The 12,385-nt window shown below is 38.6% G+C and carries 9 protein-coding genes; 3 read left to right on the top strand and 6 right to left on the bottom strand.

Annotated features, from left to right (window positions below; all coding sequences use genetic code 11):
• Window positions 1-77 precede the first annotated feature (77 nt).
• Window positions 78-539 (top strand): YciI family protein, encoded by a 462-nt coding sequence (locus tag J8L86_RS03485; protein WP_247663180.1) that lies wholly within the window; start codon window positions 78-80, stop codon window positions 537-539.
• A gap of 14 nt (window positions 540-553) precedes the next feature.
• On the opposite strand, the gene J8L86_RS03480 is transcribed toward J8L86_RS03485, so the two are convergent.
• Window positions 554-1,903 carry an MATE family efflux transporter gene (locus J8L86_RS03480; RefSeq protein ID WP_211028716.1) on the bottom strand — a complete coding sequence of 450 codons (1,350 nt, stop codon included), beginning with the start codon at window positions 1,901-1,903 and terminating at the stop codon, window positions 554-556.
• Window positions 1,904-2,038: 135 nt separating this feature from the next.
• On the opposite strand from J8L86_RS03480, the gene J8L86_RS03475 reads away from it, so the two are divergent.
• The gene (locus J8L86_RS03475; protein ID WP_065108028.1) at window positions 2,039-2,929 is read left to right on the top strand and encodes a LysR family transcriptional regulator; all 891 of its coding nucleotides are present in this window, start codon (window positions 2,039-2,041) and stop codon (window positions 2,927-2,929) included.
• 124 nt (window positions 2,930-3,053) lie between these two features.
• Here J8L86_RS03475 and yfaE read toward each other — a convergent pair whose 3' ends face one another.
• The 5 genes from yfaE to ubiG all read right to left on the bottom strand — a co-directional run bounded on the left by yfaE (window position 3,054) and on the right by ubiG (window position 9,314).
• A complete protein-coding gene (gene yfaE / locus J8L86_RS03470; RefSeq protein ID WP_055024581.1) occupies window positions 3,054-3,407 on the bottom strand; it encodes a class I ribonucleotide reductase maintenance protein YfaE in 354 nt (117 codons plus the stop codon).
• Entirely contained in the window at window positions 3,382-4,512 is a 1,131-nt protein-coding gene (nrdB, locus tag J8L86_RS03465) for a class Ia ribonucleoside-diphosphate reductase subunit beta (protein ID WP_055024580.1), read from the bottom strand. The genes yfaE and nrdB overlap by 26 nt, the downstream gene beginning before the upstream one ends.
• Before the next feature lie 56 nt (window positions 4,513-4,568).
• A complete protein-coding gene (gene nrdA, locus J8L86_RS03460; RefSeq protein WP_065108030.1) occupies window positions 4,569-6,857 on the bottom strand; it encodes a class 1a ribonucleoside-diphosphate reductase subunit alpha in 2,289 nt (762 codons plus the stop codon).
• 808 nt (window positions 6,858-7,665) lie between these two features.
• Window positions 7,666-8,337, bottom strand: a complete 672-nt coding sequence (locus J8L86_RS03455) for an HAD-IA family hydrolase (protein WP_211028715.1) — start codon at window positions 8,335-8,337, stop codon at window positions 7,666-7,668.
• Between the two features lie 251 nt (window positions 8,338-8,588).
• Complete coding sequence (gene ubiG, locus J8L86_RS03450; RefSeq protein ID WP_211028714.1) at window positions 8,589-9,314, bottom strand: bifunctional 2-polyprenyl-6-hydroxyphenol methylase/3-demethylubiquinol 3-O-methyltransferase UbiG; 726 nt, start codon at window positions 9,312-9,314, stop codon at window positions 8,589-8,591.
• Window positions 9,315-9,669: 355 nt separating this feature from the next.
• Between ubiG and gyrA the strand changes: the two genes are divergently transcribed.
• Entirely contained in the window at window positions 9,670-12,351 is a 2,682-nt protein-coding gene (gyrA, locus tag J8L86_RS03445; protein ID WP_065108032.1) for a DNA gyrase subunit A, read from the top strand.
• Window positions 12,352-12,385: the final 34 nt, after the last annotated feature.

The following is a 12,385-nucleotide window of genomic DNA, read 5'->3' as shown; positions in this document are numbered from 1 at the left end:
GATAATGATTGGAGCAAACAATGACTTTCTTAGCAACAAACACATCACAATCTCAGTTCATATCAAGGTGTCGCTTATTGTGCTTTCTGACTTTGTTCTTGTCGGTTTCGTCATTATGGGCTTCAGAAACCGTTACCAAGGTCAAAGATAACCCGAAATTTGATCCTGCATTAGCTAACGAAGTTGGCGCCGATGAGTATGGCATGAAGCAATACGTAGTTGCATTCTTGAAACGAGGACCCAATCGCGAACGAAGTGAGGAGGATGCCTTAGCTTTGCAAAAATCTCATATGGACAATATTACTAAGTTAGCAAATGAAGGCAAATTAGTTCTGGCTGGGCCTTTTCTTGGTAACGATGATTTACGTGGAATTTATATTTTTGATGTAAAAACGGTTGCTGAAGCCAAATTACTCACTGAATCAGATCCCGCCATTAAAGCAGGTAGCCTTACTATGGAGTTAAAGCCTTGGTATGGCAGCGCTGCATTAATGAAAGTAAATCAATTACATCAGCAAATGTCTAAAAAGCTGATGTAATGACACATTGCTGATTAGTTATGTAGTGCGTTTATCCGTTTATTTTCTGACAAAATTAATGGCGTCAGAATAAGACATAAGGCGACATTAGAAAGTGGCACAGATAGCCATATACCGTTGACGCCAATCAAGTTGGGCAACGTGAGTAAAAATGGAATTTGTATTGCCATATTAGCCATCGAAATAAACAATGACTTATTCCCTTGATTGACCGCCATAAAATACATGGTTGCGATAAAAATAAACCCATCCAGTACTAACGCAAATAAATGTAGACGCATACCGATTAAAGTTTCAGCCATAAGAGCATTATCATGATTACTGAAAAAACCTATGACAAAGTTAGGAAAATTATTTATAAATAAAACGGTAAAAACGCCCAGAATAGCGACAACTTTTACGGTCAGTTTCACTGTTTGTTTGATCTGTGGGACCTGCTTTGCACCGTAATAGTAGCTAACAGGGGGCTGCATACCGCCAGCTATACCTTCTGCTAATAAATAAAAAGTCGTTGCAACGTAACCTACAATTGCAAAAGCAGCGACATGAACTGCCGAGCCATATTGCATAAAAAGGAAATTATGAAGTGCAATAATGAAGCTAAAGTACATAAACATAATCAAACTCGAACTGCCCAACACGAGTATTTTTTGTAGCTGTTTAAATTTAATATCTTTATAAGAAAACTTAAACCTGGTGTTAGCTTTCCTCGAAAAGAAGTAGTAAAAACCGAGTAGCATCACAATGGCTTGAGAAATCAATGTCGCAATTGCTGCGCCTGTTAGTCCTAAAGGATAAACAGCGATTAATAAGTAATCTAACGCGATATTCATGACTGCGCCAATCATTAACAACATAGTGGCAAAACCGGGCTGTTCATCATTTCTCACGAGTAAAGGCATTGCTGTAGCTGCAGTTGTAAAAAAAGCGCCATAGGCAAATACTTCGATATAATCTGATGCCATGGTAAAGCTTTGTCCATCTGCTGCTTGCAGGAGCAATAACGTCTCACCGAAGAAGTGAATGAAAATTGCTGATGCGATACTCATTATGCCAATTAATACTATGGCATGGCTAAGTACTTTTTGTCCTTCTAAAGGCTTTTTCTCGCCACGGGTGATGGATAGTAAACTACCAGCGCCCATACCGATCATCATGCCAACACCTACAACACAGCATATAATTGGCCAAGCCATGTTAATGCCTGCTAAGCCCTCAAATCCTACATAATGACCAACGAAAATCCCATCAATGATTTGATATAAGCCACTCACCAACATTGCTGCAATGGAAGGAATAGCATATTTCCAAAAATGCTGTTTAACGGTTAATTGATCAATTGACGCTGTTGATATTGCTAACATGATTTTCTCAATACTATCGGGATACAAAATAATATTGTTTATTATAATCTGATTTTAGATAGGAAAAAGTTAGTATCCATCCGATATTCGGATAGTTATAATGATTGGAAATGAGCCATTACGGTTGGAAAAAAGATGAACTGGTCTATAGAACAATTAAAAGCATTTGTCGCCGCTGCCAATACTGGTTCGTTTTCAGCTGCGTCACGTGATTTAGGTAAAGCGCAATCAAGAGTCAGTACGGCAATTTCAAATTTAGAAATTGATTTAGGCTTTAAGCTATTCGATCGTAGCCACCGTTTACCTGTGCTAACAGAGCAGGGGGAACAGTTATTAATTGAAGCTAAAGCCGTGATTGCACAGTGTGAGCGTTTAAACTCAAGAGCAATGTCAGTTCAAACAAATAACGAATTAGCATTAACCATTGCGATTGACGAAGCTGTCCCAATATCTACTTTCGAAGTTTTTTTTGATAAAACGGCCGAGACCTTTCCATTGTTGAAACTCACTATTTTAAATGGTTCAAGGGATGATATTGCCCATTGGGTAGATATTGGAAAAGCGGACTTAGGTGTGTTATTTCAAGGCGAGCAACTTTGTGAACGTCTAGAGTTTTTTACTATTGATAGCTTTCATCAATCTCTTATCGTATCGGTTGATCATCCATTAGCAGATATCTCGGTTCCGAACATATCGCAGCTAAATGAATATCGACAACTGGTTATTTGTGACTTGCAAACTGCAAGTAAACCCATATCTGCAAATTGTTGGCATGTTGACAGTTACTATTACATGACATCACTTGTTACTCGTGGCTTGGGTTGGGCGTTGGTTCCAGAACATATTGCCGGTTCTCAGTGGTATTCGGGTGAAATAAAAGAGTTGAGCACTTACCACATACCCGAATCATTGTTGATTGAAATGGGGTTAGTTAAACGACGAGACAAAGGTGCTGGCAATATTATGAATTGGATGTTTGCAGAACTTGAAGCTATGTTTCTTGAGGCTAAAAAGAACAAAAATTAGGGTTTACTATTTATCTTAGTGACTTATTTTTGTTGTAATTTGGATTATTACGGCGATGAGATAATCGGTAAAAACGAATACTCGCTATTGAAAAGTGAAACGAGCGAGAAGGCTCGTTTCATATTTAATCGAGTGTAATCAGTGTTTTGTTATGCTGAACATAAAGGTTACTTGGTTCATCTGTAGTGAGATCGAGATCGAGGTTCGTCTCAGGTACACAGCAACAAGGCAAGCATTCATCAGCTTCTAGTTCGACCAAAGGTTCAGAGATATAAGTCACTGAACCTTTATTGATACGAGTTTTACACGAACCACAAAAACCGTTTCTGCACTCAGAAAAGATATTAACTTTTTTTATCTCAAGTACATCTAGTAAGGTGTGCTGCTGTTGATTAAACAACAACACTGGCTCACCATTTAAACTAACAATAGGTGCTTTTTTAAAGTTGGGCTTATAGGTCAAAGTCAGAAAACTCATCGCTGTCAACGGCCGAATCAATTTGACCAACTAAGTAAGATGAGACTTCAACTTCTTGTGGTGCCACTTGTACAGCATCACTTTCAAGCCAGTTTTTCATCCATGGTAACGGGTTAGTTTGTTCTGCATAGGGTTGAGGCAAGTTAACGGCTTTCATACGTTGGTTAGTAATGTACTCAACGTACTGACATAAAATTTGCTCATTTAATCCGATCATTGAACCGTCTTTGAATAAGTATTTAGCCCATTCTTTCTCTTGCTCTGCTGCTTTATAAAAAATATCGTAGGCTTGATCGTGACACTCTTTGGCAATTTCACCCATTTCAGGATCATCTTTGCCGCCTTGCATAATATTAAGAATATGCTGAGTGCTATTTAAATGTAAGGCTTCATCACGGGCAATTAAACGAATAATTTTCGCATTGCCTTCCATTAATTTACGTTCAGCGAAAGCAAATGAACATGCAAAACTGACATAAAAACGAATCGCTTCCAATGCATTTACAGACATCATGCATAAATACAGAGACTTTTTAAGGATACGTGGACTAACAGTGATTTCTTTACCGTTAACCAAATGTGTTCCTTCACCATGTAAATTAAGCACTTGAGTCAGTTCAATTAAATCATCGTAGTATTGAGCAATATCACCTGCACGTTTTAAAATTTCTTTATTCACCACGATATCATCAAATACGACAGACGGATCATTAACAATATTACGAATAATGTGGGTATAAGAACGCGAGTGAATTGTTTCTGAAAAAGACCAAGTTTCAATCCATGTTTCTAATTCAGGTAACGATACTAACGGTAATAACGCCACATTCGGTGAGCGACCTTGAATAGAATCTAATAATGTTTGGTACTTAAGGTTTGAAATGAAAATGTGTTTTTCATGTTCTGGTAAACCTTGGTAATCAATTTTGTCTTTGCTTACGTCTACTTCTTCTGGGCGCCAGAAAAAAGATAATTGCTTTTCAATTAGCTTTTCAAAAACTTCATATTTTTGTTGATCATAACGAGCAACGTTAACTGACTGTCCCATGAACATAGGTTCGTTCATCGGATTATTTGGTGTTTGACAAAAAGTAGAATAAGCCATTTATATATCCTAAAAAAGCGGGGATAAGTCCCCGCATTTAAATGCAAATTGTTGAATTAAATCTTACAAGCGCCGCCTGCACAGCCATCATCTTCTTTCTCAACGACGGTAATGTCGTCAAGGTTGTCGGATGCTCCATCACGGGTGTTGTGATAGTAAAGTGTTTTAACACCAAGTTTATAGGCTGTTAATAGATCTTTCAGCAAGGTTTTCATCGGTACTTTTTGACCGTCAAAACGTGTTGGATCGTAGTTAGTGTTAGCCGAAATTGCTTGGTCGACGAATTTTTGCATGATACCAACGAGCTGTAAATAACCATCATTATTTGGCATATTCCACAGCAATTCATATTGATGTTTTAGCTCATCAAAGTCAGGTACGACTTGCTTTAGTTGCCCATCTTTACTTGCTTTAACGCTGATTAAGCCACGTGGTGGCTCGATGCCATTTGTTGCGTTAGAAATTTGCGAAGACGTTTCTGATGGCATTAATGCTGATAGAGTAGAGTTACGTAAGCCGTGAGCTTTAATGTCACCACGTAATCCTTCCCAATCCATATGTAATGGTTCATCACAGATTTTGTCTAAATCACGCTTATATGTGTCAATTGGTAAAACACCTTCAGCGTAAGTAGTTTCATTAAATAAAGGACATGCACCTTGCTCTTTTGCTAGGTTCATAGAGGCTTTAAGTAAGTAGAACTGAATCGCTTCAAACGTCTTATGGGTCAGGTTATTACCAGAGCCATCAGAATATTTCATGCCATTTTTCGCAAGGTAATTTGCGAAGTTAATAACGCCTATACCTAGTGTTCTACGGTTCATAGAACCCAGTTGAGCAGAGATAATTGGGTAATCTTGATAATCAAGTAAATTATCTAATGCACGAACGGCAAGATCTGCAAGCGGTTCTAATTCTGATAAGTCTTTGATAGCACCCAAGTTAAGCGCTGATAAAGTACATAATGCAATTTCACCATTAGGATCTTCGATGTTACGCATCGGCTTAGTTGGTAAAGCGATTTCTAAACAAAGGTTAGACTGTTTAATTGGTGCGACTTGCGGGTCAAATGGACTATGAGTATTACAGTGATCAACATTTTGAATATAGATTCGGCCAGTTGATGCTCGTTCTTGCATCATTAATGAAAATAATTCAACGGCTTTAATCTCTTTACGACGAATGCTGCTATCCGCTTCGTATTGAAGATATAAGCGCTCAAACTCTACTTGGTCAGCGAAGAATGCATCGTATAAACCAGGAACATCAGATGGGCTAAATAAGCTAATATTTTCAGACTTAATTAAACGTTGGTACATCAATTTGTTTAATTGCACGCCGTAATCTAAATGACGAACACGGTTATCTTCTACACCACGGTTATTTTTAAGCACAAGAAGTGATTCAACCTCTAGGTGCCATAATGGGTAAAATAAAGTCGCTGCGCCGCCACGAACTCCGCCTTGTGAGCAAGACTTTACCGCAGTTTGGAAATATTTATAAAACGGTAAGCAACCAGTGTGGAATGCTTCACCGCCTCGGATTGGGCTACCTAAAGCTCGAATACGGCCTGCGTTAATACCAATACCCGCACGTTGACTTACGTATTTTACAATTGAAGATGCAGTCGCATTGATTGAATCAAGGCTATCGTCACATTCAATTAATACGCACGAACTAAATTGACGAGTAGGGGTGCGCACACCAGCCATGATTGGCGTTGGAAGTGAAATTTTAAATGTCGATACGGCATCGTAGAAACGCTTAATGTAGTCAAGACGTGTTTCTTTTGGATACTTAGCAAATAAGCAAGCAGCTACCAAGATATAGAGAAACTGTGCACTTTCGTAAATTTCATTAGTCACACGGTTTTGAACTAGGTATTTCCCTTCGAGTTGCTTAACAGCAGCATATGAGAAGTCCATGTCACGCCAGTGGTCGATGTAGCTATCTAAGATAGTTAACTCTTCTGCTGTGTAGTCTTCGATAATGTGCTTGTCGTACTTACCCAACTCAACTAAACGATTGACTTGATCAATTAATTTTGGAGGCTCGAATTGACCGAAGGCTTTTTTACGCAGATGAAAAACAGCTAAACGCGCAGCAAGAAATTGGTAATCTGGTGACTCTGGAGAGATTAAGTCAGCTGCTGCTTTGATGATTGTTTCGTGAATAGCCTCTGTAGGAATGCCTTCAAAAAACTGTAAGTGAGAACGTAATTCTACTTCTGAAACTGATACGTTGTTTAAGCCTTTGGCTGCCCACTCGATTACGCGATGGATCTTATCTAAATCGATTGTTTCGCGTTCGCCACTGCGTTTAGTGACTGTCATATTGCTGTTCATTAAAAAGAGGCCTTGATTCGATATTTATTGGTGTAATTTATTCATTGGATCTTTTTTTATCGACTACGTTACGATCGCCAATAAATCACAATACGTCCCTTGTAAGTTGATCATCCAAATTCAATTAACAAACTAATATTGATAAAAATACTAGTGTTACAGCGAGATACTGCGCTTTTATCGCTAGTGCCTCGTATTGATGTCACACACAAGATATGGTGTTTTATAAAAACTAACATACAAGATAGTGAGGTTGGTCACCATTTGCAAGTAGGATTTTAATTAATAAGTTGTGGATATCTTATGGATAGTCATTCAAGTTAGTAAAAGCTAACCTGCTAACGCAAAATAGCCTTTGAATTTCTCGTGACGTTGTTTTTTTAGACAGTTAACGTGATTAGATTGATCGCTAAAATATTCAGCGATCGATTGTTTTTATATAAAAATAGTTTGATTTTTTTTGTGATGTTTGAGTGTGAAATGAAACAATGAGTTTTCATTTGGCTTTATGAGTCAAAGTACAGTGTTACTGATGAGTTTATTGCACTAAATTGACTACTGTTATCCTTAGAACAGTGAGATAAAAAGTGAAGTGACAGCAATGGCGTTAGTGCAGAAAAGTCGTTAGTAAAGAAACTCTATAGTGAGAGCATTAAAGGCTTGCTGATATCTATCGAAAGTGAGTCATTGAAATGATACTTCAATTATGAAATTTGAAGCAGCAATTTACTAATCACTTTTGCATCATTACCTTAAGATTTACATATCAGCATTGAATTTATGAAGAGTACTATTTTAGTTGCTCTTATTATTCAAAAAAATGGTGTAAATCGTTAACTGTGTTAAATACAATTTTACTTGGCCATAAGTCTGGCTGGTCGTCGTCTGAAAGGTATCCCCACATGGCAGTGCCGCCAATCATGCCGGCATTATTGGCGGCGACTAGATCGCGCTCAGCATCACCTAGGTACAATATATTTGCAGGCGCACAGTTAATTTGCTGAGCTGCTAATAACATGGGGGCAGTGTGAGGTTTAGGGTGAAGGGTAGAGTCGCCACTAACGATACTCGTTAAACGTTCAGTTAGCCCTAAAGCATCAATTAACGGACGAGTAAACTTTGCTTGTTTATTTGTAACCACCCCAAACGGTATTGCTTTTGTTTCAAGTAAAGTGAGAAATGAGGCTAAACCTTCAAATAAAGAGGCTTTTTGACCATTCACTTTTTTATAGTGTTTAAGCAGACTCTGTTGAATGCTTACTTGCTCTGATTCATTTAACTCAGGTACAGCAGCATTTACTAAGGCCAAACTTCCGTGTGAAGCTGAATAGCGTAGTGCTTCGACGGACTTAGGGGCGATATCGCGCTCTTGCAAGGCTAAATTTAATGCATATACCAGATCGGGTGCGGTATCAGCCAAGGTTCCATCCAAATCAAATAATACTGCTTTAATCTGATCCGTCGCACTAATTTGATTCATTGTACTACCTTAAGGTTTAATTCGTTTATCAATAATGGAAAGAGTAACGTCACGTTATATTGGGTTAAGTAATCAAACGAATAAATAGGTTAACTAAGCAAGCTAAGTAAACAGACTAAAAATGACATCAAATAAAAGTGTAGAACATCAACTAGCCTGGTTTTGAATACTGCTAATAGACAATAAGTGGTCATGTCCTTTAATCATTAACCATTAACTATTAATCAAAGACATGACCTGAATTGTGTGTTTTATCCAGCTTTTTGAGTCGCTATCATATAGTTTACGTCAAGTTTATTTGTATATTTATACACACCTGTTAACGGGTTATGAGTAATGCCTAAGGCGTCTCTACAGATTAAATCAGTTTGATCGACCAAATTGATTAATTCTGAGGGCTTAATAAACTTACTGTGATCATGGGTACCAACAGGCAGCATCTTTAATACATATTCTGCGCCTACTATCGCTTGTATGTAAGACATCATATTTCTATTAATGGTAGAAAAGAAAACAAAGCCATCTGGCTTTACCATATCGCAGCATGCACGAATCACTGATAATGGATCCGGTACGTGCTCAAGCATTTCCATACACGTTACGACGTCATATTTTTCGCTATTGTTAGCAGCGTGTTCTTCTGCAGTCATAGTGTCATAGTGAATATCGATACCAGTTTCGAGCGCATGAAGCTTGGCCACTTCAATTTGCGCATCACCCATATCAAGACCGGTAACTTTAGCGCCGATTTTTGCCATGCTCTCAGATAAAATACCGCCGCCACAACCGATATCAATAACGTGTTTATCAAACAAACCGCCGCAAGTTTGATCGATATAATTTAACCTTAAAGGATTAAGTTGGTGTAGTGGTTTGAAATCACCATTTGGATCCCACCAAGACTGTGCCATTTGAGCAAACTTTTCGATTTCTTGGTGATCAACATTTTGTTGATTTTGGTTTTCGTGATTAGACATAACAGGACCCATAATATATTTATGATTATTGCAGGTATTATAACCATCCGTTTCAATAAACAAAGTGAGATAAAACAAGATTAATTTTCAATTGATTATATAAGCAGCAATCATTGCCGATAAAAAACACATTAATTATCAAAACACGTATATAAGGATATTAAAAAGTAGAACTTACGAATCAAATTAGGGGAATTATCGCTGTTTTTATTAAGTTTTTCACTTGCATTCACTTATTGTTGTTCTAGGGTCTAGCCACTTTATATATCTGTGTTAGAATGCCAAATCACGTTTTTGAGCTACACAATAAAATGGAATAATTATTGTGCGCTAATTTTAGGGGAACGAGCAGTTTATGACTGATCTGGCAACATCAATTTCGCCAATTAACATCGAAGACGAACTAAAGAATTCTTATTTAGATTATGCGATGAGTGTAATCGTAGGTCGTGCATTACCCGACGTTCGTGACGGGTTAAAACCTGTTCACCGTCGTGTTCTATTCGCAATGAACGAATTAAAGAACGACTACAATAAGCCTTATAAAAAATCAGCTCGTGTTGTTGGTGACGTAATCGGTAAGTATCACCCACATGGTGATACAGCTGTATATGACACAATCGTTCGTTTGGCGCAGCCATTCTCAATGCGTTATACGCTTGTTGACGGCCAAGGTAACTTTGGTTCAGTAGATGGTGATTCTGCTGCGGCAATGCGTTATACCGAAATCCGTATGGAAAAATTGGCTCATTCACTTTTAGCCGATTTAGAAAAAGAAACAGTAGATTTTGTACCTAACTATGATGGTACAGAGTTTATTCCAGCAGTATTACCAACACGCGTACCAACCTTATTAATTAATGGTTCATCCGGTATTGCTGTGGGTATGGCGACCAATATCCCGCCTCATAATATCACTGAAGTCATTAATGGCTGTTTAGCATTGATTGCTGAACCAAGTCTTTCAATCGAACAGTTAATGGAACATATTCCAGGACCTGATTTCCCAACAGCTGCAACAATTAATGGCCGTAAAGGTATTATTGATGCTTACAAAACGGGTCGTGGCCGTGCCGTCATGCGCTCTAAAGCTGAGATTGAAGAAGATAACGGTCGTGAACGTATTATCGTTACCGAAATTCCTTATCAAGTTAACAAAGCACGTTTGATTGAAAAAATCGCCGAGCTTGTTAAGGATAAGAAAATTGAAGGTATTACAGGCTTACGTGATGAGTCTGACAAAGACGGTATGCGTATCGTTGTTGAGATTAAACGTGGTGAAGTAGGCGAAGTTGTTCTGAACAACTTATACGCTCAAACTCAGATGCAATGTTCTTTTGGTATCAACATGGTGGCATTGACTAACGGTCAGCCTAAATTGTTCAACCTTAAAGAAATGCTTGAGTGCTTTATTCTTCATCGCCGTGAAGTTGTTACTCGTCGTACTGTTTTTGAATTACGTAAAGCGCGTGACCGTGCTCATATCCTTGAAGCACTTGCGATTGCATTAGCGAATATCGATCCGATTATTGCGCTGATTAAGAACTCACCAACGCCAGCTGAAGCAAAAGTGAAATTAGTTGAGCAAGGGTGGGATCTAGGCCACGTACAAGGCATGCTAGAAAAAGCAGGTGATGATGCAGCTCGTCCAGAATGGTTAGAACCAGACTTTGGTATCCGCGATGGCAAATACTATTTAACTGAGCAACAAGCGCAAGCCATTCTTGAACTACGTCTTCATCGCTTAACAGGCCTTGAACACGAGAAAATTCTTAACGAATACGAAGAATTACTTGAGTTCATTGCAAGCTTGCTGTTCATTCTTCGTAGCCCTGAACGCTTAATGGAAGTGATCAAAGAAGAGCTCGAAGAAATGCTTGAGCAGTATGGTGATGAACGCCGCACTGTGATTAATCAAAATGAAGTTGATATGAGTCTTGAGGACTTAATCAATGAAGAAGATGTTGTTGTAACGCTATCTCATATGGGATATGCGAAGTATCAGCCTCTAACTGATTATCAAGCTCAACGTCGTGGTGGTAAGGGTAAAGCGGCAACGAAAGTGAAAGACGAAGATTTCGTTGAAAAACTGCTTGTTGCGAATACTCACGATACGATTTTATGTTTCTCTGACTTTGGCAAAATGTACTGGCTTAAAGTGTACCAGTTACCACTTGCAAGTCGAACAGCTCGTGGCCGTCCAATTATTAACTTATTACCTCTTGCTGATGGTGAGCGCATTACTGCTATCTTACCTGTACGCGAATACGCTGATGATAAGTTTATTGTTATGGCAACAGCGCACGGTACGGTTAAGAAAACGGCATTGACTGCATACAGTAATCCACGTGCAAACGGCATTATTGCAGTAAACCTTAAAGATGATGACCAATTAATTGGCGTCGATATTACTAACGGTAGTGACGACATTATGTTGTTCTCTAACGAAGGTAAAGTGGTTCGCTTCAACGAAAAAGTACGTGATTCAGAAACGGGTGAAGTGAAAAAAGACCCTGAAACTGGTGAAGACTTAATTGCTATTCGTCCAATGGGCCGAACGGCTACTGGTGTTCGCGGTATTAAACTTGAAGATGGTCAAAAAGTTGTTTCCATGATCATTCCTAAAGAAGAAGGTGCAATTCTTACTGTTACCGAAAACGGTTACGGTAAACGTACCGACTTATCAGAGTATCCTGCGAAGAGTCGTGGCACGAAAGGTGTTGTTTCTATCAAAGTCAGTGAACGTAATGGTGCCGTAGTTGGCGCAGTTCAAGTTACTGAATCTGAAGAAATCATGCTCATTAGTAACAAAGGTACGCTTGTACGTACTCCTTCAAATGGTGTTTCACTGATTGGTCGTAACACGCAAGGTGTCACCATTATTCGAACAGCTGACGATGAGAAAGTGGTTGGCTTGCAGCGTCTTGATGAAATTGAAGAAGATGAGCAAATCGAAGAAGGTACAGAAGGCGAAAGCGTTGAGAGCATTGAAACGAATGCTGCTGACGATTCAGCTACACCAGAATCAGATGCTTAATCACCAATAACATTCTGATAGTGTGATACAAAAA

The organism is Shewanella sp. MMG014 (assembly GCF_018100775.1).
Taxonomy (GTDB): Bacteria; Pseudomonadota; Gammaproteobacteria; order Enterobacterales; family Shewanellaceae; genus Shewanella; species Shewanella japonica.
Note: the sequence above shows the minus strand (reverse complement) of the source record. Positions and strands in the feature narration are given on the sequence as shown.

Excerpts from the sequence above, each read along its gene's own strand:
- J8L86_RS03480 (WP_211028716.1), bottom strand. The coding sequence starts at position 1,903 with ATGTTAGCAATATCAACAGCGTCAATTGATCAATTAACCGTTAAACAG.
- J8L86_RS03475 (WP_065108028.1), top strand. The coding sequence starts at position 2,039 with ATGAACTGGTCTATAGAACAATTAAAAGCATTTGTCGCCGCTGCCAAT.
- yfaE (WP_055024581.1), bottom strand. The coding sequence starts at position 3,407 with ATGAGTTTTCTGACTTTGACCTATAAGCCCAACTTTAAAAAAGCACCT.
- nrdB (WP_055024580.1), bottom strand. The coding sequence starts at position 4,512 with ATGGCTTATTCTACTTTTTGTCAAACACCAAATAATCCGATGAACGAA.
- nrdA (WP_065108030.1), bottom strand. The coding sequence starts at position 6,857 with ATGAACAGCAATATGACAGTCACTAAACGCAGTGGCGAACGCGAAACA.
- J8L86_RS03455 (WP_211028715.1), bottom strand. The coding sequence starts at position 8,337 with ATGAATCAAATTAGTGCGACGGATCAGATTAAAGCAGTATTATTTGAT.
- ubiG (WP_211028714.1), bottom strand. The coding sequence starts at position 9,314 with ATGTCTAATCACGAAAACCAAAATCAACAAAATGTTGATCACCAAGAA.
- gyrA (WP_065108032.1), top strand. The coding sequence starts at position 9,670 with ATGACTGATCTGGCAACATCAATTTCGCCAATTAACATCGAAGACGAA.